We start from the raw sequence: 21,177 nt of genomic DNA on the forward strand, positions 1-21,177 counted from the left end.
CCCTCGCAATCATCCTTTAGGAACTTGTTGAGTGATACAGTGAATATTTCCGCCGCCAAGTAAGATTTCGCGTGCAGGAACACCAACAACTTCACGGTCAGGATATAGTTTTATAAGCATTTCGCGTGCTAAGTCATCATTTGGGTCACCAAACAAAGGAAAAACTATCCCGCCGTTTGCTGAATAATAATTGATATAGCTTGCTGCGAGGCGATCGCCTGCTTCACGTGGAAGTGTTCCATCAACAGCATCAACACCGCGGCTCTCTTCTTCTGTAATTAAAATTGGTTTTGGAACTTGCAGCTTGTGTACTTTTAGTTTGCGTCCCTTTGCATCCGTTTCGCTCTCTAAAATATCAAGACATTCCTTTGAAATTTTATACTGTGGATCTGACTTGTCCTCAGTCCAAGCAAGTGCCACTTCACCAGGAGCAACATAATTCAAGATGTTATCCACGTGACCGTTCGTTTCATCCAAATAGATTCCGTGTTTCAACCAGATTATTTTTTCAAGATTTAAGTACTCTTTTAAGATTTGTTCGATTTGAGCTTTTGAAAGTTCAGGGTTGCGTCCTTCGGAAAGTAGACATTCTTCCGTTGTAATCAGTGTTCCTTCACCATCAACGTGGATAGAACCACCTTCAAGAACAAAATTTTCCAAACGATAGCGATCGGCAGATTCAAGTTCGGCGACCTTTTGAGCGACTTGATCATCTTTGTCCCAAGGGAAATAAAGTCCGTCCACAAGCCCTCCCCAAGCGTTGAAAGTCCAGTCAACGGCGCGGATTTCATCCTGATCATTTTTTACAAAAGTAGGGCCGCAATCACGCATCCATGAATCATTGTTATCGATTTCAACGGTTTGTACATAATCTGGAAGCATGTGGCGTGCGTTGCTATACTGAGCTGAAGAAACGCCTACAGTAACAGGTTCGAATTTTGCGATCGCAGTTGCTACGGCTGTAAAAGCATCTTGTGCAGGTTTGGCTCCGTTACGCCAATTGTCGGGGCGTTCAGGCCATAGCAAGTAGCAACCACGATGTTCTTCAAACTCACCAGGCATTCTGAATCCATCTTTTCTAGGGGAACTATCTAAAGTTTTCAATCTTTTTCATCCTTTCTATTATTCTTTTGTTTACCTGCCATGTGAATACAAATTTCTCCAACAATAAAGGCGGCTATAGCACCGATTAGAATAGGGACTTTTTCATTCAATTCAGCTGCGGAACCATTTAGTGGTACAGCCGAAAAGATAAGTGTAATCACAAGGAGTACAACAGGGATATAGGTAAACAAATATAAGAGTACTTTTCCACCAAATACTTTAAATGGGCGTGGCCTGTCTGGATCGATTTTCCGTAGTTTTAAGAAAGCTGGAAACATCATAATGTAGGAAGCAAGAAGCGCGACCACATTTAGCGCAAAGAACGCCCAGAAAATATTTTCATTTGGGATAAGCGGTGCAACAATAACGAGTGCAGAAGCGACGATACCATTTAAAATGCTTGCGCCGATGGGCATTTCGTTTTTCTTGTTTTGGACACCAAATACACGTGGTAAATCGTGGTTTTTAGCAGCGTACATGGCAACGTAGTTTACACCAAGTGCCCAAGATATAAGATTGGCGATTAATGTGTACATAAACATGATGCCAATGATAATGACAAACGGATTTAGTTTGCCGACTAGCATGATAAAGCTATCGATCATGCCACCGGATGTCGATAATTGCGAAGTTGGGATTGCAGCTCCCATACCGAATGCTGCAAACAAGTAAAAGAAAGCAATTAAAATACCACCGATGATAATGGCCTGTGGAATTTGTTTTTTTGGATTTTCCATGTCACCTGCAAGTGTTGTGACAACTTCGAATCCAAGAAAATTAAATAAGATAATCGAGATGAAAGACAAACTATTTAAGTCGAAACTTGGTAAGAGCGCCTTTCCAGAAAAGTCGTTAGCAAGTCCTTTTGTGACAGCAAAATAAATGCCTAAAATACCAAGGCTCAACATGATGAAGACTTTGCAAAAAGCTGCTAAATTCAAAATCCATTTACTGTCGCTGACTGGATAACAACTGATGAGCACAACGAGCCAAATAAATAGTAGTTGGATGAGGATAGAGATAGGCGTGCTTAGATGTAGCTTGAAAATTTGTGTAGCTACTTCCATGAATAGCACGGCGAGACTTGCCATCCAAATTGGATAATTAATCCAGTAAAGCCAAGCAACACGGCCGCCCCATCTGTTTCCAAATGCACGTTTCACCCAGTCGTAAATTCCGCCCTCATCATCATAGGTAGTTCCGAGCTCCGCGGATATGAGTCCGTAAGGGAGGAAAAACAAAATGAGTAAGGCGATCCACCAGAAAAATTGGGAAGAGCCAATAGCGGCTGCTGGGGCAGCGGATTCAACGACTAAGATAACGCAGACAGCCATGAGAACTGCATCAAACAAGCGAAAACTTTTTCTTTTTCAAAAAAAAACACTTCCTCTTTTAAGTGGGAAGAAGGAAAAACTCCTTCTTCCTGGATGGTTATTTAGTTATACTCAGTCAACATAGTTCCTGAGTAGTTGTTGGATGTCAGCATCGAATTTTGTGCAAGTAGCTTCTTCCGCATAGTTTAGATAACGTTTAAGGAAATAAACGAGAAGTGAGCGCATTGCGGTTAAGCGGTTTTCAGCTTCGTCAAGTACAACTGAAAAAGGTGCGTCAAGAACTTCATCGGTTACTTCTTCGCCACGTGTTGCTGGTAAACAGTGCATAAATTTGACATGTGGCGCAGCTTTTTTCCACTAGATCTATATTGACTTGATATTTGGGATAGAACACGTTCATTCTTTCTTCTTCGGAAAGTTCAGCTTCATAAAGTCCGTACCACACATCTGTGTAAATGAAATCAGCATCTTTAAGTGCTTCATCAGCGTCTTCTGTTACTAAAACACTTCCACCAGAAATTGCACAGTTTTCACGACCGATTTCTAAGTGATGTTCTTTAAGTTGGAATCCTTTTGGCCCAAATTGAACAAAATCCATTCCAAGTTTTGTAGCCATGAACATAGTTGAAGCACAAACTTGTGTAGCATCGCCGACAAAGACGATTTTGCAGTCTTCAATTCGTTTACCTTCAGGGAGATGTTCAATCATTGTAATCGCATCCCCGAGTTCTTGCGTAGGGTGGTTGTAATCACTCATTCCGTTAATGACAGGAATAGTTGCATCGTTGGCAAGTGCGACGACTGTATCGTGACGTTCAACACGTGCCATTAAAATATCCACTAAGCGTGATAAAACGCGCGCTGTATCGCCGACGCTTTCGTGTCCGCCGAGCTGGATTTGACCAGGAGCGAGGTACTGAGCGTGACCACCAAGTTGAGTCATCGCAGTTTCAAAAGATACACGAGTCCGCGTTGAAGATTGCTCGAAAATCATACCAAGTGATTTATTGCGTAAAATAGGGGGATAATAGCCACTTTTAATTGCTTCTTTTAGTTTTAATGCCAAATCAATTAAATATACTATTTCTTCTTTTGTAAAATCGTTCGTATCAATGTAGTCTCTTTTTTTAATCATTAGTTTCACCTCAAAAGTAAGTTTGGGAATCACACGGGCATACTCGAGTATTTCTTTGCCACAGCAACATCATAGTATATGCAAGTTTGTTTGGAAATGCTTTTTAAAGCTTTAAAAACGAAGGAAAAAAGATTGTAACCTGTTACTTTTTGAGTAACAAAGACGCAAATGCAAACGGAGAAGAGAAACTATATTTTTGCGGGTAAAAGAGGAAAGACTACACTAATTTGTAAAATAATACACTGAAATTTGAGAAGCGATACCGTATTGATTTATGATACACTAACAGTTTCTAGTTTGAAAAACCATTAAAAATGGCTGATATAAAGGAATTTCATTTTTAATACACTAAGTTGGCACGGAACTTGCAATATAATATTTAGGCGAAGTTGCGATGAAAATGGAAGCGGTAAAACTTTTTATTGCGCAGCTTTAGTAGAAGGATTTGAAAACTTGAAGGGGGGCGGTTGAAAAAGGGAGAGCCGTCTTCTGAGCAGGAAGCTATCTGAAACTAACTTAGCTCGCCTGTTTGGGAAAAAAATCAAACTATTTAGGAGGTAAAAAAATGGTAGGAATTATCCTCGCGACCCATGGGGAATTTGCTGCAGGGATCTTACAATCTGGTTCTATGATTTTCGGAGAACAAGAAAATGTTAAAGCAATTACTTTGATGCCGAATGAAGGACCAGATGATGTTAGAGCGAAAATGGAAGAAGCCATTTCTAGCTTTGATAATCAAGATGAAGTACTATTCTTAGTCGATCTTTGGGGTGGTACTCCATTTAACCAAGCAAATAACCTATTTGAAGACCACAAAGATAAATGGGCAATCGTGGCAGGGCTTAACCTTCCGATGCTGATCGAAGCATATGCTTCCCGTTTTACAATGGAATCAGCGCAAGAAATTGCTGCACACATTATCGAAACTGGTAAAGAAGGTATCCGTATCAAACCGGAAGAACTTGAACCAAAACAAGAAACGGCAGGAGGAGCTTCAGCTGATGCACAGCCAAAAGAAGCGCTTGCACCTGGAACGGTTGTTGGCGACGGGAAAATCAAGTTTGTTTTAGCACGAATTGACTCTCGCTTGCTTCACGGTCAAGTGGCAACGGCTTGGACAAAATCAACACTTCCAAACCGAATCATTGTTGTATCAGATGCGGTTTCAAAAGATGATCTTCGTAAAAAACTAATTGAACAAGCTGCACCTCCAGGTGTTAAAGCGAATGTTATTCCAATTAATAAGATGATCGAAATTGCAAAAGATCCACGTTTTGGAAATACGAAAGCACTCTTATTATTTGAAAATCCTGAAGATGTGTTACGTGTTGTCGAAGGTGGCGTTGACATTGAAGAAGTGAATGTTGGCTCGCTTGCACACTCTGTTGGGAAAGTCGTTGTAAGTAAAGTTCTTTCGATGGGACAAGAAGACGTCGATGCTTTCGAGAAACTGAAAGAAAAAGGTGTTAAATTCGATGTTCGTAAAGTTCCAAATGATTCACGTGGAAACATTGATGAACTTTTGAAAAAAGCAGAAGCAGAATTAAAAAAAACAATAGAAGTAACGTAAATAAAAAAGTAGGAGGTCAATTATGACTATAATATCAATGATTTTAGTAATAGTTGTTGCCTTTCTTGCGGGGATTGAAGGGATTTTGGATGAATTTCAATTCCATCAACCGCTTGTGGCATGTACGTTAATCGGTTTAGTAACTGGTAACTTAACAGCGGGAATCATTCTTGGGGGAACTCTTCAAATGATCGCGCTTGGTTGGGCAAACATTGGTGCAGCTGTAGCTCCCGATGCTGCACTTGCGTCCGTTGCATCAGCAATTATTTTAGTATTAGGCGGACAAGGTGTTAGTGGGATTCCTTCAGCGATTGCTATTGCGATTCCGCTTGCAGTAGCAGGTCTTTTCTTAACAATGATCGTTCGTACGCTAGCTGTTCCGATCGTTCACTTGATGGATGGTGCGGCAGAAAAAGGGAATATTCGTAGGATTGAATGGCTTCACATTGGAGCGGTTTGTATGCAAGGTTTACGTATTGCAATTCCTGCAGCAGCACTTCTTTTCATTCCAGCACATACAGTACAATCATTCCTAGAATCAATGCCAGCTTGGTTGACAGATGGTATGGCAATCGGTGGGGGAATGGTCGTAGCCGTTGGTTATGCACTTGTTATTAACATGATGGCAACAAAAGAAGTTTGGCCATTCTTCATCCTTGGTTTCGTCCTCGCTGCGATTTCTGAACTTACACTTATCGCGCTAGGAGCAATCGGTGTTGCGCTTGCGCTTATCTATCTGCAACTTTCCAAAATGGGTGGAAACTCAAATGGCGGTGGAGGCGGCGGAAGCAGTTCCAATGATCCACTTGGCGACATACTAAACGATTATTAATCTGGAAAAAAGGAGGAAAAGAAAATGGCAGAAGAAAAAATTGAATTAACGAAACGAGATCGTCTGAAAGTCGCTTGGCGTTCAACGTTTATCCAAGGTTCTTGGAACTACGAACGTATGCAAAATGGCGGCTGGGCATTCTCAATGATTCCAGCAATCAAAAAATTATATAAATCAAAAGAAGATCGTTCTGCGGCGTTAAAACGTCACCTTGAATTTTTTAATACTCACCCATACATTGCTTCTCCTATTCTTGGGGTAACACTAGCACTGGAAGAGGATCGTGCGAAAGGCGCTCCAGTTGATGATGTAGCAATCCAAGGGGTTAAAGTTGGTATGATGGGACCACTTGCAGGTGTTGGTGACCCTGTGTTCTGGTTTACTGTTCGTCCAATGCTTGGTGCGCTTGGTGCTTCACTTGCTATGAGTGGAAATATCCTCGGACCAATCATTTTCTTCCTTGCATGGAATATTATCCGTTGGGGCTTCATGTGGTATACACAAGAATTCGCTTATAAAGCTGGTTCTAAAATTACAGAAGACCTTTCTGGTGGTTTGCTGCAAAATATTACAAAGGGTGCATCGATACTTGGTATGTTTGTGCTCGCCGGGCTTGTTGAAAGATGGGTTTCGATCAAGTTTATGCCGGTTATCTCTAAAGTTAAATTAGATGATGGTGCGTATATTGATTGGGATAAACTTCCAAAAGGTGCTGCAGGAATTCAAAAAGCTCTTGAACAGCAAGATGCTGGTTTATCGCTTACGAAAGTCAAAGTTACGACTTTACAAGATAACTTGGATAATTTGATTCCTGGACTTGTTCCGCTACTTCTTACATTCTTATGTATGTGGTTGCTTAGAAAGAAAGTCAGCCCGATCATCATTATCCTTGGTCTATTCGTTGTCGGTATCGGCGGACACGTAATCGGACTTCTATAAGAAACTTTCGGCGGACATTTTGCTTGGAAAATGTAGAAGCTTGCTTTGAGCGGTTGGTGATTAGTTGCATCAGCCGCTTTTTATTGGCTTCTTGAAGAAAGAAACGTATAATTAAATGAAATAAATAATAAGAAATGGAGCGAGGCTAATTGGTTCAATCGATCAATACGAAAGTCGACTTGACGGAGGATGCTACTGCGTTTACTGGACTGACAGATTATGGGAAAATCATGATTGGCGACAAAGGATTTGAGTTTTTTAATTCTCGAGATGTGCGCAAGTTTATTCAAATCCCTTGGGAAGAAGTGGATCAAGTCATCGTTTCAGTGATGCTTAGAGGAAAATGGATTCCGCGCTTTGCGATTAAAACAAAACGCAATGGGACCTATACTTTTTCGGCTAAGAAACCAAAGCTCGTACTTCGTGCGATTCGCGTATATGTCGATCCGGCTAATATGGTTCCTTCGCAAAGCTTCTTTGATGTCATTAAACGAGCTTTCCAGTCTAAATTTAAGAAGAAAAAATAAGAACGTCTTTATCTTTATTAATGATAGACGCAAAAAAACAGGCCGAAATTTTCGACCTGTTTTTGTATGGATCAAACTTAGAGTTCTTTCATTGCGTCGTCAAGCACTTTTTTCAGTGTATCTGCAGAAGCTTTCATTTTTGCTTGTTCTTCTTCAGTTAATTTCATTTCAACGATATGGCGAACACCACGGCGGTTAACAACAGCTGGAGCGCCGATATAGATATCGTTTAAATTATAGTGACCATCTAGATAGACAGAAAGAGGTAAAATCGCATTTTCGTTGTTTAAAATAGCTTGTGTAATACGTGCGAGTGCAGCGGCGATCCCGTAGAATGTAGCGCCTTTTTTGTTAATGATTTCGTAGGCAGCATCACGAACACTTTCGAAAATCGTGTCCATTGCTCCTTGTTCGTCTTCTTTAATCCATTCGGAGATTGGAAGTCCACCAACAGTTGTATGGCTCCAAGCTGGGAATTCAGTGTCGCCGTGTTCCCCGAGAATATATCCATGCACATTTCGAGCGTCCACTTTTACATAGTCAGCAATTGAAGAACGGAAACGAGCTGTATCTAAACTTGTTCCAGAACCGATAACACGTTCTTTTGGAAGTCCAGAGAATTTCCAAGTTGCGTAAGTTAATACGTCAACAGGGTTTGACGCAATTAGGAAGATCCCATCAAAACCGCTTGCCATGACTTCATCGATGATCCCTTTCATGATTTTGATGTTACGGTTTACTAGGTCAAGACGAGTTTCACCAGGTTTTTGTGCAGTACCTGCTGTGATAACAATTAGATCGGCATCGCCGCAATCGCTATAATTAGCGGAATAGATTTTCTTTGGTGTAGAAAACGGGACAGCGTGGCTAAGGTCGATTGCATCTCCAATCGTTCTATCTTTATCGATGTCGATGATACCAAATTCTTGTCCAATTCCAAGGTTAACGCACGCAAATGCATAGCTAGAACCTACAGCGCCATCACCAATCAAAATAATTTTTTGGTGGTCTTTAATCATACAACTTCCTCCTTAGAAAACTTTTTACTAACACAGTATAACACTTTATTACAGTTTGTGAAACTATGAACGTCCTTAATTTGGAAATTTGTACTAATAAAATTTTGTAAGCGCTATAATACAGTTTGTAATCCTTTTCATTCCAAATAATGATGCGAAAAATTTTGAGAGCTCGAAAAATTGCGATACAATAGAAGAGTAATAACAAAGTTTCACACTAGTTTTTGTTTACCATTAATTATGGGAAGATAAACATTTTGTTTAAAAACAAACAGGTGGGGTAAACTTTAGTTGTTAAAGAATACAAATTGAATGAGTGGAGTGGATTTTTTATGGCAACGACATTAGAAGTTCAAAAAAGAGATACGAAACCGCATTCACAAGTGACAGAAGTACGTGAATCTGGACGTATCCCAGCGATTATTTATGGTTATAAAACTGAAAACGTTCCTGTTTCGGTTGATGGACTTGAATTAATCAAAGCGGTACGTGAACACGGAAAGAACGCAGTATTCGCTGTAAATGTTGGCGGCTCAAAATTTAATGTGCTGCTACATCAATATCAAAAAGATCCTATTAAAGATGAAGTTATTCACGTTGATTTCCTTGCTGTTAATATGAGCGAAGAAGTAGAAGCTGAGGTTCGGATTGACCTTGTTGGTGAATCTGTTGGTGTGAAAGCTGGCGGCGTATTGCAGCAAGTTCTATATGAAGTAAATGTGAAAGCAACACCAGACAAACTTCCAGAATCAATTGAAGTCGACATTTCGAAACTTGAAATTGGGGACTCGCTTGCTGTTAGCGATCTTGATGCAGGTTCTGATTATGAAGTAATTACAGATGGAGAAGAAGCGATCGTAACGGTTGCGGCACCACGTGTTGAAGAAGAAGTGGAAGCAGACACAGCTGCTCCTGAACCAGAGGCTGCTCATGGAACTGCTGAGGAACCTGTTGAATAACTACGTTTGAAAAATGAAAGTGAAAGCGTGATGCCGTAAGGCGTTGCGCTTTTTTTGTGGAGTGGCGGAAACTTTAAAAACCACTAGAATCATGTTATAATCAAACAAATAATCATTACAGAGTGAAAACCAGTTCGCAAGGTGAAGTGGTTTTATTGAGCGGGGAGAATAGCAATGAAGATGATTGTAGGACTCGGTAATCCCGGGAAAAAATATGAACGAACACGGCATAATGCAGGTTTTATGGTAGTGGATGAACTGAGTTTTCGCTTTCAAACACCATGGAAAAGCACGAAATTTAATGGAATGATCAGTACGCCGATTATTAACGGGGAAAAAGTGATGCTTGTGAAGCCGTTAACTTTCATGAATGCTTCTGGGGAGTGTGTGCGTCCGCTGATGGATTATTATAATGTTGAAATAGAAGATTTGGTTGTGGTCTATGACGATTTGGATTTACCGATCGGGAAAATTAGATTGCGACAAAAAGGAAGTGCTGGCGGGCATAACGGTATGCGGTCGTTGATTGCTCATTTGAAGACGCAATCGTTTGATCGGATACGTGTGGGGATCGATCGCCCGGAGCATGGTGAAATTATTCACTATGTATTAGGGGATTTTAGTAAAGTTGAGCAGCCAGAAATGATTGCCGCGATTAAAAAAAAGTGCGGATGCGATTGAAGATGCTGTGAAGCTACCCTTTATTGATGTTATGAATCGTTATAATTAAGCATGCTTGGTCGGGTTTCCGAACGCCCACTTGGCATGCTGCCTTACTCGTTTCAGAAAGAAGGAATTTTCAGAAAAAGAAAGAAGCCAGATTGGATTGAAGGAGAGGATCGTTTTGAAGGGCTTGAAACAGCTAATCTACGACCAAAAAGAAATCCGCGATATTGTAAGCGCGGTTGCAAATAAAAAAGAATCTCAGCTTGTTACAGGACTTTCAGGATCAGCACGTGCGCTTTTTGCAAGTGTCATTGAGAATGCGACAAAGCGTCCGGTACTTTTGATTACACATAATTTATATCATGCGCAAAAATTATATGACGATCTTTTATCGCTAATGGATAGTGATCGTTTGTTTTTATATCCAGCCGATGAACTCATTTCCTCAGAGCTTAGCGTATCGAGTCCGGAACTTCGCGGACAGCGTGTTGAAGCACTTAATTTCTTGCTTACAAAGCGCCCAGGAATTGTTGTTGTACCAGTTTCAGGGTTGAGGAAATTGCTTCCGCCTGTTTCGCTTTGGGAAAAGTATAACCTTCGTCTTGTTCAAGGTGAAGAAATCGAACCGGAACAGTTGAAGGAAAGCCTTGTTACCATGGGATACTCTATGAGTGGCATGGTCAATACGCCGGGTGAGTTTAGCGTTCGTGGTGGTATCATTGATGTGTACCCAATTACAGAAGAATACCCGATTCGAATTGAGCTGTTTGATACAGAGATTGACTCACTGCGTTACTTTGATGTAGAAACACAACGTTCGCAAAATAAAATTGAAGAGTTCCAAATTTTACCTGCAACGGAAATTTTGCTTGAAGCTGCTTATTTTCCAGATATTGTGAAACGACTTGAAAAAGGTCTTTCGGATACGCTTTCTAATATGAAAAATCCGGAAGATAAAGAAACACTTGTAAGCAACATCGAAACGGATCTTGAATTGCTACGTTCGGGTATTAAGCCAGATTTGTTTTTTAAATACATTGGGTTAGCTTACCCGGACCCGGCTTCGCTATTTGATTACGCGGCAGAAAACACGGTGCTCGTTTTAGACGAATTTGCGCGTATTCAAGAGACAGATGAGGGGTTAGAGCGCGAAGAAGCTGAGTGGCAAACAGAGACGCTCAGTCGACTTGAAACTGTTCGTGACGTGCAGCTTGGGCACCATTTTCATGATTTAATGGAAGAAAATCGTTCTCCGAAAATTTATTTAACTTTATTCCAGAAAACTCAAGGTAGTCTCAGAGTTTCGAAAACGACTAACTTTGTTTATAAACAAATGCAGCAGTTCCACGGACAAATGTCCGTATTACAAACTGAAGTGGCGAGCTGGCATAAAAATAATTATGCGGTCGTGATTCTCGCGCCAACCCTTGAACGGGCGGAAAAAATGCAGCAGACGCTTGCGGATTATGATATGGAAAGCGTTGTATTAAAACGCGAGGAAGATGTTCCCAAATATGGGGTCATCCAATTTGTGATTGGCAGTTTCCAAAATGGCTTCGAATTGCCGCTTTCAAAAGTTGCGATCATTAGCGAAACGGAATTGTTTAACAAGCAAGTGAAAAAAGCAAAAAAAACGTCAAAAACTTTCGAATGCGGAACGAATTCAAAGTTATTCAGAACTTAAAGTTGGCGATTATGTTGTTCATGTTAATCATGGGATTGCCCGGTATGTTGGTATGGAAACACTTGAAATTAGCGGCGTCCATAAAGATTATTTGTTGCTTGTTTATCAAGGAGAAGATAAACTGTTTATTCCAGTAGAGCAGCTTGAGCTTGTGCAAAAGTATGTTGGTGCAGAAGGGAAAGCACCAAAACTTAATAAACTAGGCGGAAGCGAATGGAAGCGCGTGAAGACGAAAGTGAAAGCTTCCGTGCAAGATATTGCCGATGATTTGATCAAGTTATATGCAGAGCGTGAAGCTGAACAAGGGTTTGCTTTCAGTCCAGATAGCGACATGCAGCGGGAATTTGAAGACTCCTTCCCGTATCAAGAAACAGATGACCAGCTCCGTTCGATTAAAGAAATCAAAAAAGACATGGAACGGATTCGCCCGATGGACCGGTTGCTCGTTGGAGACGTGGGTTATGGGAAAACGGAAGTGGCGCTTCGAGCTGCTTTTAAAGCAATGATGGACGGGAAACAAGTGGCATTTTTAGTTCCAACTACGATACTTGCCCAGCAGCATTTTGAAACGATGAAAGAACGATTTCAAGGGTTCCCGATCAATGTTGGTTTGCTTAGCCGTTTCAGAACGAGAAAAGAACAAAATGAAACTATAAAAGGACTTGCAAGTGGGACGATTGATATTGTTGTCGGCACACACCGCTTGCTTTCGAAAGATGTTAAATACCGCGATTTAGGCTTTCTAGTGGTTGATGAAGAGCAACGCTTCGGCGTAACACATAAAGAAAAAAATCAAACAAATCAGATCTAAAATTGATGTGCTTACGCTTACGGCGACGCCAATTCCGCGGACCTTGCACATGTCAATGATTGGTGTGCGGGATTTGTCTGTGATTGAAACACCGCCAGCGAACCGTTTTCCGGTTCAGACATATGTGACCGAGCAGAATAACGTTTTAGTACGTGAAGCCATCGAACGCGAGCTTGCGCGTGATGGTCAGGTTTACTATCTCTATAACCGAGTTGAGACCATTTTGAAAAAAGCAGATGAAATCAGCGCGCTTGTTCCAGATGCGCGTGTTGGCGTAGCACATGGGCAAATGACGGAGTCCGAGCTTGAATCCGTTATTTTAAGTTTCCTTGAAGGGGAATACGATGTGCTTGTGACAACGACCATCATCGAAACTGGCGTAGATATTCCAAACGTGAATACCCTTTTTGTACAGGATGCTGATCGAATGGGACTTTCGCAGTTGTATCAATTGCGAGGACGCGTTGGGCGTTGGAACCGAATCGCTTATGCGTATTTCATGTATAAAAAAGATAAAGTCTTGCGAGAAGAGGCGGAAAAACGGCTTCAAGCGATTAAAGAGTTTACAGAGCTTGGTTCTGGATTTAAAATCGCGATGCGCGACTTGTCCATTCGTGGGGCGGGGAATATCCTTGGCGCTCAGCAACATGGCTTTATTGATTCTGTCGGGTTTGACCTTTATTCACAAATGTTGAAGGATGCTATTGAAGAGAGAATGCCTCAAGAAGAAAAAGAAGAAGCCGCTCCTGTTGAAATTGACATTCAACTGGATGCGTATATCCCAGAATACTACACCACGGATAGTCGGCAAAAAATTGAAATGTATAAACGATTCCGTAATGTGACAAATGAAGAAGAGTTAGAGACGCTTCGGAGCGACATGATTGATCGTTTTGGGGAATACCCTGAAGAAGTAGAGTATTTATTCAGCGTGACTGAACTTCGGATTCTCGCGCTTCTGGATGGCGTTGAAGTGATTAAAGAAGAAGGTAAGAAAATCATTCTTATGTATTCAGACGAAGGAACGAAACAAGTTCGCGGAGATGTTGTGATGGAAGCTGTAGGCGAATTTGGTCGTTCAATTGGCGTCGGTATGGACGGGGCAGCGCTAAAGCTTACCATGAACATCCAAAATAAAACCTTGCAAGAATGGCTTTTCAATATCAAAGAATTACTCAAAAAATTGAAGAAAGCTGTAAAAAAAAGAAAGAACCCGCTGAAAAAGCCTAAAATTAGGTGAGAGAAAGCGAGAAAGGCGGTTAAGCATGGTAGAACGCTCAATTAAAAATTTAATGCATGGCGCTTTACTGCTCACGATCGCCTCGCTTGTCTCCAAGATTTTAAGTGCCGTTTATCGTGTACCGTTCCAAAACTTAGTTGGTGACGTTGGTTTTTATATTTTTCAACAAGTCTATCCTATTTATGGAATTGCGATGACACTCGCTTTAGGTGGTTTCCCAGTTGTGGTATCCAAAATGATGGCAGAAGCAGAGCAGGATCTTCGCAAACAACGAATTATTTTACAATCAGTATATCGAACGCTGAAAGTGCTGTGCTTTAGCTTGTTTGGAATCCTATTTCTCGGTGCAGGTTTATTTGCGAATTTGATGGGGGATAGCGAACTTTCCAGTCCAATTCGAGTTATTAGCCTAGTTTTCTTGCTCACTCCGCAGCTTGCTTTTTTACGCGGATACTTTCAAGGACAAGAAGATATGCGCCCGACAGCTGTTTCGCAGACCGTTGAACAAATCATTCGCGTATCCATCATCCTGATCGGGTCATGGCTCGCGCTGCGCCTTGGGAAAACACTATCTGAAACCGCCAGTTTTGCGATGAGCGGTGCCGTGTTTGGCGGACTCGCTGCCGTCTTTTTGCTACGTCGCTTTTACAAGAAACGACTTTCGGAGGGAGGACTCAAAATTTGGGGCACATTCCCGAACAGAACTGAAAAGAAGGGGATCGGCCGAGAATTCTTGCGGCAAAGCCTAGCGATTTGTACCGTTAGCGCGATGCTCATTTTATTCCAGCTCGCAGATTCCTTCCAAGTTTACCGCTTAATGGCAGAAAATGGCATCCCAGAATTCACTGCAAAGTCACTTAAAGGGATTTATGACCGGGGGCAGCCGATCTTGCAGCTTGGTCTTGTGCTCTCATCTGGACTTGCCCTTGCGCTTGTTCCTATGATTACGGCGGCACGAGTGAAAAACGAGCGGAGGCAATTGGCGCGATCTGTGAAGCTTGCCGTAAAACTCACCTTGATTCTCTCGGGAGCCGAGACGGTCGGCTTGATCATCATTATGCGACCGCTCAACCAGATGCTATTTGAAACAAGCGATGGCACCTTTGTCTTGCAAATGTTCATCCCAGCTGTTTTGCTCAGCTCGCTGATCATCATGATGAGTAGTATCCTTCAAGGTTTCGGTAAACTTGCTGTCCCAGCTGTTGCTGTTGTCGTCGGGCTCATAGCGAAAATTCTTTTCAATTCGTGGCTTGTTCCAAAATGGGATACTTTAGGCGCCGCAATTTCCACATCGGTCGGACTTCTTGTCATTTTGCTTATTTGCGGCTATGCTTTGAAGCAGAATCTGGAAGTGGGATTTACAAATTTCCATACTTTGTTAAAACTTGGATTAGCGCTTCTTTTCATGTGTGTGATTCCAGTCTGCTGGGAACTTTTTATCCCATTTGAATCACGCCTTGGAAGTGCGGTTCAAGCTATTGGCGGAAGTCTTTTAGGGGGACTTGTTTTCCTTTTGTTTACTCTACGATATCGATTGTTAGAAGCTCAAGATTTTGTTTATCTGCCATTTGGTTCAAAGCTTTATGGACTGAGTCGCAGATTGATTAAAAAATAATAAAGGTGGAATGAAAATGGCACAAGTGATGCGTTTGGATAAATTTTTAAAAGTTTCAAGACTAATTAAACGGCGGACGGTTGCAAAAGAAGTGGCAGAAAAAGGCCGGATTATGATTAATGGAACCGTGGCCAAACCAGGAACAAATGTAAAGCCTGGAGATGAACTGGTCATCCGTTTTGGTCCCAAGACTGTGACGGCTGTTGTGGAGCGCTTAGAGGAAAATGCGCGTAAAGAAGCTGCAACAGAAATGTATAAAATTGTAAGCGAAGTACGAAATGATCAAGAAAACGGAGAAAGCGGTCGCTAATGTGGCCGTTTTTTTTCTTGTGAAAAAATTGAAAAAAGGTGTCAAATCTGATTAGATGACGATGGACAAATTGTGAAATTATTGATATTATCTTTATAAGAATCCTTTCTAATTGATTTGATTTTGGCGGAAGGCTGATGGAGGTGCAGGGCATGAAGGAGAAGAAGACGGTTACACGCATGCAAAACCGTTATATTAAAGATAAAGAAACGCTAAATAAAGCTAGAAACAGACGCCGTGTCGCCCTAGCCAGAAGACTGGCTGTACTTCTTGTTGCCGTTGCGGTTGTTTTTTCTGCTCTCTTTGTGCTCTACACGAAGCAAACGATGCTTTTGCAAGATAAAAAAGCTGAAAAAGTGAAGGTGGAGAAAAAACTTGCAGATGCCAAGCTTGAAGAAAAACAATTGAAAGGTGAAATTAGCAAGTTACACGATGATGATTACATTGCAAAACTTGCTCGTAGCGAGTATTATTTATCGAAAGAAGGGGAAATCATCTTTAATACTCCAACTGAAAAGAAAAAAAGAGAAATCTGAATAAGCGCCTGCTTGACTAAAGTCAGGTGTTTGACACGTTTTTTTTAAATCGTTATAATTAGGCTGTATAGAGTGAAAATTTAAGGAGGAAGCTTTTTTTTTATGTCGATCGAAGTAGGCAACAAAGTACAAGGGAAAGTTACAGGGATTACCAATTTTGGAGCGTTTGTTGAGCTGGATGGTGGAAAAACCGGTTTAGTTCATATTAGTGAAGTTGCAGATAACTATGTAAAAGATATTAATGACATTTTATCGGTTGGAGATGAAGTGACGGTAAAAGTTATGAACGTTGGGGATGACGGTAAGATTGGCCTTTCAATCCGTAAAGCGGTTGATCGTCCACGTCCAGAACGAAATTATGATCGGAAACCGAAGTATAACAAGAAACCAGCTGCTCAGTCCAAACAGCCTGAAGATTTTGAAGACATAATGGCTAAATTCTTGAAAGATAGTGATGAAAGACTTTCAACAATCAAACGCCAAACGGAATCAAAACGTGGCGGCCGTGGAGCAAGACGAGGCTAAGCGTATATTCATAAACGAGATGGTAAGGATGGGCATTTTACCCATCCTTATTTTGGAAGAAAGGTTTTTAGAATGGATGAATTTTCAAGGCGTGTCGAAAACTTTATTCTAAAGCATGATTTAATCCGGCCAGATGAGAAATTGCTTTTGGCAGTTTCCGGAGGACCGGATTCTTTCGCGTTGCTGGATTTTTTGCTTAAGCGCTACAAGGAAAACTTGAGCGTTGTGCATCTTGACCACGCCCTCCGTGAGGAAAGTGCTGATGAAAAAGAAGCGCTCGAAGCGTTTACGAAGCAATATGATCTGCCCTTTTATAGCAAGCGAGTAGATGTTAAGAAGCTCCAAGCTGAAACAAAGATGAGCTTTGAAGAAGCGGCAAGGTACGCACGTTATGCATTTTTTGAGGCTACGTTTACTGAACATCACTTTGATAAATTGATTCTTGCTCATCATGCTGACGATCAAGTAGAAACGATTTTGATGCGGTTAGTGCGTGGGAGTTTCGGGAGTGGCTATGCAGGTATGAGAGCGATTCGTCCATTTAGTTCAGGGAAGCTGATTCGCCCGTTTCTAGAAGAGGCAAAAGAAACGATTTTGTCCTATGCTGAGGCGGAGGGTCTGCCCTATTTTGTGGATGAAACCAATGACAGTCTACTTTATACGAGAAATCGTTACCGGCATGTTGTTCTTCCTTTTTTGCGAAAAGAGAATCCACGTGTAGCGGAGCATTTTGCACGCTTTTCATCTGAACTGCAAGAAGATATGGCTTTTTTGGATGAACTTGCACTACAAAAATTTGTGAAGTTTGGCAATGTGAAATCAGCGGGAGTCGAACTTCAAATTTCCGGCGTAAAAAGTGCGGCCTTTCCTTTACAACGCCGCTTAATTCATTTACTATTAAATTATCTGTATAAAAACGATGAAGTAAAAGAGGTTTCTGCGAAGCATGTTGATGATATTTTGGCATTGGTCAAAAGCGATAATCCTTCTGCATCGTTAAATTTGCCGAAAGGACTAAAAATTCGGCGAGTTTATGACCGAATTGAAGGATTTTTCCCAGTGGAACAGAAAAATTCAGGAGTTTTATTATCAGATGGAAGCCGGAGATCGAATTGTTTTGCGTGACGGTTCAGAACTCAAAATGCGGCAAAAAAGTTCCGGTGTACAAACTTCAGGACTAGATGGCATCATTGTTGACGCAGACGAAGTGACGCTTCCACTCATTATTCGAACACGCCTTCCTGGCGATAAAATGAAATTAAAGGGGAGCGGTGGCACTAAAAAAATAAAGGAAATTTTGATTACGGAAAAAGTTCCCCGCCATTTACGGGATAGCCTTCCGATTGTGACGGATTTTACGGGACAAATTTTATGGATTCCTGGCATCAAGAAATCAAACCAAGATACAAAACCGAGTCGCGAAAAAAAAACAGTATATTATTAGATACCGCAAACATTTAGGAGGAAAAATGAGTATGCATGACGATATTCAGAAAGTGCTAATCAGTGAAGAAAAAATTCAAGAGAAAATTCGTGAACTTGGTGTGGAGCTAACAACGGAGTATGAAGGACGAAATCCGCTTGTGATTGGCATTTTAAAAGGAGCTACTCCTTTTATGACTGACTTACTAAAACGAATCGACACCTATCTAGAAATGGATTTTATGGATGTTTCTAGTTATGGAAATGGCATGGTTTCTTCTGGAGAAGTGAAAATTATCAAGGATTTGAATACTTCGGTTGAAGGAAGAGATGTTTTGGTTGTGGAAGACATTGTGGATAGTGGCAGAACGCTTAGCTATCTAGTGGATATGCTTAAATATCGCCAAGCTAAGTCGGTCAAGCTTGTCACTTTGCTCGATAAACCAGAAGGTCGAAATGTGGATATCCAAGCTGATTATGTTGGTTTTGTTGTTCCGAATGAGTTTGTCGTTGGTTATGGTTTAGACTTCGCGGAAAAATACCGTAATCTTCCTTATATTGGCGTTTTAAAACCCGAAGTTTATGCAGAATGATTTCTATTTCACTTTCCTTTCTTTTTTCGGTAAAATAGAGAAAAGAAGGCTGATTTACATGTGAAAGAAATTGCCTAAAAAACCGTGCAAAATAGTAGGCAAGGCGATTTCGTTGTGCTATGATTAGTCATAGTTTTTCAGTTAACATACTTATTTGTAAGTTTAAAAAATATTAATTCATGAATCTTCGTAAGAGGTTACAAACTCGGATGTGTTTTTCGGAAAATCTAGGGAATGGTACTATGAGACCGTTCCTTTGAAAAAATTGTGAAACGATTAGTCCAGGCTCTTGCGTGGGAGGAGGTAAGGAATGAACAGATTTTTTAGAAATGCGATATTTTATGTCATAATTTTTCTCGTGATTATCGGGATTGTTGCTTCCTTTAATACCAATAAAGAGGCTGCGAAAGATATCAGCTATAACGAATTTATGACGAAGTTACAAGATGGGGATGTCAAATCATTTACGATTCAACCCGATCGAAGCGTTTATACCATTGAAGGGGATTTCAAATCCTCGGATAGTTCAAAAGAGAAATCTTCTGGATTAGGACAAAATAAAAGTGATTCAGCTTTTACAACGTATGCCATTAATAGTGATTCCTTGTTAAAAGAAATTCAAACGGCTGCGGATGACAATAAAACGAAAATGGAAGTTGTTCCCGCTAAACAAAATAGTGGCTGGGTAACCTTCTTCTCTTCTATCATTCCGTTCCTAATTATCATCATTCTCTTCTTCTTCTTGATGAGCCAATCGCAAGGCGGTGGCGGCGGTAAAGTGATGAGCTTTGGGAAAAGTAAAGCCAAACTTTACAATGATGATAAGAAGAAAGTGCGCTTTACAGATGTAGCAGGTGCTGATGAAGAAAAACAAGAACTTGTTGAAGTTGTGGAATTCTTAAAAGATCCACGTAAGTTTTCTGATCTTGGTGCGCGCATTCCAAAAGGAGTGCTCCTTGTTGGACCGCCAGGAACTGGTAAAACACTCCTAGCTCGTGCTGTTGCAGGGGAAGCTGGGGTACCATTCTTCTCAATCAGTGGTTCTGACTTTGTTGAAATGTTTGTCGGGGTCGGTGCAAGCCGTGTCCGTGACTTATTTGAAAATGCGAAGAAAAATGCGCCATGTATCATTTTCATTGATGAAATTGATGCAGTTGGTCGTCAGCGTGGAGCTGGAATGGGCGGAGGACACGATGAACGTGAACAAACGCTAAACCAACTTCTTGTTGAAATGGATGGTTTCAGTGGTAATGAAGGGATCATCATCATTGCAGCGACAAACCGTGCCGATGTGCTTGACCCAGCTCTTCTTCGTCCAGGACGTTTTGACCGTCAAATTATGGTTGACCGTCCAGATGTTAAAGGACGTGAAGCTGTCCTTCGTGTTCACGCAAGAAACAAACCTCTTGCGAAGAGCGTTGATTTGAAAGCTATTGCACAACGGACTCCAGGATTTTCAGGTGCCGATCTTGAAAACTTACTGAACGAAGCCGCGCTTGTGGCTGCTCGGTCAGATAAGAAGCAAGTAGATATGAGTGATATTGATGAAGCGACTGACCGTGTAATTGCCGGGCCAGCGAAGAAAAACCGTGTCATCTCACCAAAAGAACGACGCGTTGTGGCTTATCACGAAAGTGGGCATACAATCGTTGGGATGGTTCTAGATGAAGCGGAGACGGTTCACAAGGTTACAATTGTTCCACGTGGACAAGCTGGTGGTTATGCCGTCATGCTTCCTAAGGAAGATCGTTTCTTGATGAGTAAACCAGAACTTCTTGACCGGATTACAGGACTACTTGGTGGTCGCGTTGCTGAAGAAGTTACATTTGGTGAAGTAACAACGGGCGCAAGTAATGATTTTGAACGTGCGACTGAAATTGCTCGCCGGATGGTGACGGAATGGGGCATGAGTGATAAGATTGGCCCGCTTCAGTTTACTTCTGGAAATGGGCAAGTCTTTATGGGACGCGATTTCGGAAATGGACAAGATTTCTCAGATAAGATTGCTTATGAGATTGACACGGAAGTTCAAAGCATTATTCGTTACTGCTATGACCGTGCTAAAAATATTATTCTAGAACATCAAGCGCAGCATAAATTGATTGCAGAAACCTTGCTTGAAGTTGAAACGCTTGATGCTCGCCAAATTCGTTCCTTGTTTGATGATGGGGTTATGCCTCCAGATCTAGATAAGGATGAGTATCCTTCTGAAAGGGAAGAAAAAACTGAAACTGAAGATGCGAAATCGTTTGTGGAAGAGAAAGAAGATGCGAGCGCGGAAGATAAGGTTGACCGCGAAGAAGCAACTAAAAAAATTCGAAGCAGAGGATAAAGAGATTCAGGAAGAAACGAATTC

At 41.3% G+C, this 21,177-nt stretch carries 16 protein-coding genes and 3 pseudogenes; 15 read left to right on the forward strand and 4 right to left on the reverse strand.

Annotated features, from left to right (window positions below; translation table 11 throughout):
• Nucleotides 1-9: 9 nt before the first annotated feature.
• The 3 genes and pseudogenes from aguA to ptcA form a co-directional block, all read right to left on the reverse strand.
• Nucleotides 10-1,104: an agmatine deiminase gene (gene aguA, locus MAQA_RS12810; RefSeq protein WP_036074426.1), complete on the reverse strand. Its 1,095-nt coding sequence runs from the start codon at nucleotides 1,102-1,104 to the stop codon at nucleotides 10-12.
• Nucleotides 1,101-2,456 (reverse strand): APC family permease, encoded by a 1,356-nt coding sequence (locus MAQA_RS12815; RefSeq protein WP_036074428.1) that lies wholly within the window; start codon nucleotides 2,454-2,456, stop codon nucleotides 1,101-1,103. The genes aguA and MAQA_RS12815 overlap by 4 nt, the downstream gene beginning before the upstream one ends.
• Nucleotides 2,457-2,549: 93 nt before the next feature.
• Nucleotides 2,550-3,573: pseudogene (gene ptcA / locus MAQA_RS12820) on the reverse strand (putrescine carbamoyltransferase).
• A gap of 565 nt (nucleotides 3,574-4,138) precedes the next feature.
• On the opposite strand from ptcA, the gene MAQA_RS12825 reads away from it, so the two are divergent.
• The 4 genes from MAQA_RS12825 to MAQA_RS12840 all read left to right on the forward strand — a co-directional run bounded on the left by MAQA_RS12825 (nucleotide 4,139) and on the right by MAQA_RS12840 (nucleotide 7,441).
• The gene (locus MAQA_RS12825; RefSeq protein WP_036074430.1) at nucleotides 4,139-5,143 is read left to right on the forward strand and encodes a mannose/fructose/sorbose PTS transporter subunit IIA; all 1,005 of its coding nucleotides are present in this window, start codon (nucleotides 4,139-4,141) and stop codon (nucleotides 5,141-5,143) included.
• A gap of 22 nt (nucleotides 5,144-5,165) precedes the next feature.
• Nucleotides 5,166-5,975 (forward strand): PTS mannose/fructose/sorbose transporter subunit IIC, encoded by an 810-nt coding sequence (locus tag MAQA_RS12830; RefSeq protein ID WP_036074431.1) that lies wholly within the window; start codon nucleotides 5,166-5,168, stop codon nucleotides 5,973-5,975.
• Nucleotides 5,976-5,999: 24 nt separating this feature from the next.
• Nucleotides 6,000-6,914 carry a PTS system mannose/fructose/sorbose family transporter subunit IID gene (locus MAQA_RS12835; RefSeq protein ID WP_036074432.1) on the forward strand — a complete coding sequence of 305 codons (915 nt, stop codon included), beginning with the start codon at nucleotides 6,000-6,002 and terminating at the stop codon, nucleotides 6,912-6,914.
• A gap of 149 nt (nucleotides 6,915-7,063) precedes the next feature.
• Nucleotides 7,064-7,441 (forward strand): DUF956 family protein, encoded by a 378-nt coding sequence (locus MAQA_RS12840; RefSeq protein ID WP_036074433.1) that lies wholly within the window; start codon nucleotides 7,064-7,066, stop codon nucleotides 7,439-7,441.
• Nucleotides 7,442-7,518: 77 nt separating this feature from the next.
• On the opposite strand, the gene MAQA_RS12845 is transcribed toward MAQA_RS12840, so the two are convergent.
• Complete coding sequence (locus tag MAQA_RS12845) at nucleotides 7,519-8,457, reverse strand: L-lactate dehydrogenase (protein WP_077913633.1); 939 nt, start codon at nucleotides 8,455-8,457, stop codon at nucleotides 7,519-7,521.
• 335 nt (nucleotides 8,458-8,792) lie between these two features.
• Between MAQA_RS12845 and MAQA_RS12850 the strand changes: the two genes are divergently transcribed.
• The 11 genes and pseudogenes from MAQA_RS12850 to ftsH all read left to right on the forward strand — a co-directional run bounded on the left by MAQA_RS12850 (nucleotide 8,793) and on the right by ftsH (nucleotide 21,153).
• Nucleotides 8,793-9,419 carry a 50S ribosomal protein L25/general stress protein Ctc gene (locus MAQA_RS12850; RefSeq protein ID WP_036074437.1) on the forward strand — a complete coding sequence of 209 codons (627 nt, stop codon included), beginning with the start codon at nucleotides 8,793-8,795 and terminating at the stop codon, nucleotides 9,417-9,419.
• 174 nt (nucleotides 9,420-9,593) lie between these two features.
• Nucleotides 9,594-10,149 (forward strand): annotated as a pseudogene (pth, locus tag MAQA_RS12855) (aminoacyl-tRNA hydrolase).
• 114 nt (nucleotides 10,150-10,263) lie between these two features.
• A pseudogene (gene mfd / locus MAQA_RS12860) lies at nucleotides 10,264-13,820 on the forward strand (transcription-repair coupling factor).
• 25 nt (nucleotides 13,821-13,845) lie between these two features.
• Entirely contained in the window at nucleotides 13,846-15,435 is a 1,590-nt protein-coding gene (locus MAQA_RS12865; RefSeq protein WP_036074439.1) for a putative polysaccharide biosynthesis protein, read from the forward strand.
• A gap of 28 nt (nucleotides 15,436-15,463) precedes the next feature.
• Complete coding sequence (locus tag MAQA_RS12870) at nucleotides 15,464-15,745, forward strand: RNA-binding S4 domain-containing protein (RefSeq protein WP_277619993.1); 282 nt, start codon at nucleotides 15,464-15,466, stop codon at nucleotides 15,743-15,745.
• A 152-nt stretch (nucleotides 15,746-15,897) separates the two neighbouring features.
• Nucleotides 15,898-16,281: an FtsB family cell division protein gene (locus tag MAQA_RS12875; protein WP_036074443.1), complete on the forward strand. Its 384-nt coding sequence runs from the start codon at nucleotides 15,898-15,900 to the stop codon at nucleotides 16,279-16,281.
• A 102-nt stretch (nucleotides 16,282-16,383) separates the two neighbouring features.
• The gene (locus MAQA_RS12880) at nucleotides 16,384-16,806 is read left to right on the forward strand and encodes a S1 domain-containing RNA-binding protein (RefSeq protein ID WP_036074446.1); all 423 of its coding nucleotides are present in this window, start codon (nucleotides 16,384-16,386) and stop codon (nucleotides 16,804-16,806) included.
• 72 nt (nucleotides 16,807-16,878) lie between these two features.
• Entirely contained in the window at nucleotides 16,879-17,931 is a 1,053-nt protein-coding gene (gene tilS / locus MAQA_RS12885) for a tRNA lysidine(34) synthetase TilS (RefSeq protein WP_052008619.1), read from the forward strand.
• Entirely contained in the window at nucleotides 17,900-18,250 is a 351-nt protein-coding gene (tilS, locus tag MAQA_RS12890) for a tRNA lysidine(34) synthetase TilS (RefSeq protein WP_036074448.1), read from the forward strand. The genes tilS (MAQA_RS12885) and tilS (MAQA_RS12890) overlap by 32 nt, the downstream gene beginning before the upstream one ends.
• 25 nt (nucleotides 18,251-18,275) lie before the next feature.
• Entirely contained in the window at nucleotides 18,276-18,821 is a 546-nt protein-coding gene (gene hpt / locus MAQA_RS12895) for a hypoxanthine phosphoribosyltransferase (protein WP_036074450.1), read from the forward strand.
• A 310-nt stretch (nucleotides 18,822-19,131) separates the two neighbouring features.
• The gene (ftsH, locus tag MAQA_RS12900; RefSeq protein WP_052008620.1) at nucleotides 19,132-21,153 is read left to right on the forward strand and encodes an ATP-dependent zinc metalloprotease FtsH; all 2,022 of its coding nucleotides are present in this window, start codon (nucleotides 19,132-19,134) and stop codon (nucleotides 21,151-21,153) included.
• Nucleotides 21,154-21,177: the final 24 nt, after the last annotated feature.

It is taken from the genome of Listeria aquatica FSL S10-1188 (assembly GCF_000525795.1).
Classification (GTDB): Bacteria; Bacillota; Bacilli; order Lactobacillales; family Listeriaceae; genus Listeria; species Listeria aquatica.

Coding starts and splice junctions, on each gene's coding strand:
- MAQA_RS12825 (WP_036074430.1), top strand. CDS start 4,139: ATGGTAGGAATTATCCTCGCGACCCATGGGGAATTTGCTGCAGGGATC.
- MAQA_RS12830 (WP_036074431.1), top strand. CDS start 5,166: ATGACTATAATATCAATGATTTTAGTAATAGTTGTTGCCTTTCTTGCG.
- MAQA_RS12835 (WP_036074432.1), top strand. CDS start 6,000: ATGGCAGAAGAAAAAATTGAATTAACGAAACGAGATCGTCTGAAAGTC.
- MAQA_RS12850 (WP_036074437.1), top strand. CDS start 8,793: ATGGCAACGACATTAGAAGTTCAAAAAAGAGATACGAAACCGCATTCA.
- MAQA_RS12865 (WP_036074439.1), top strand. CDS start 13,846: ATGGTAGAACGCTCAATTAAAAATTTAATGCATGGCGCTTTACTGCTC.
- MAQA_RS12870 (WP_277619993.1), top strand. CDS start 15,464: ATGCGTTTGGATAAATTTTTAAAAGTTTCAAGACTAATTAAACGGCGG.
- MAQA_RS12875 (WP_036074443.1), top strand. CDS start 15,898: ATGAAGGAGAAGAAGACGGTTACACGCATGCAAAACCGTTATATTAAA.
- MAQA_RS12880 (WP_036074446.1), top strand. CDS start 16,384: ATGTCGATCGAAGTAGGCAACAAAGTACAAGGGAAAGTTACAGGGATT.
- tilS (WP_052008619.1), top strand. CDS start 16,879: ATGGATGAATTTTCAAGGCGTGTCGAAAACTTTATTCTAAAGCATGAT.
- tilS (WP_036074448.1), top strand. CDS start 17,900: ATGGAAGCCGGAGATCGAATTGTTTTGCGTGACGGTTCAGAACTCAAA.
- hpt (WP_036074450.1), top strand. CDS start 18,276: ATGAGTATGCATGACGATATTCAGAAAGTGCTAATCAGTGAAGAAAAA.
- ftsH (WP_052008620.1), top strand. CDS start 19,132: ATGAACAGATTTTTTAGAAATGCGATATTTTATGTCATAATTTTTCTC.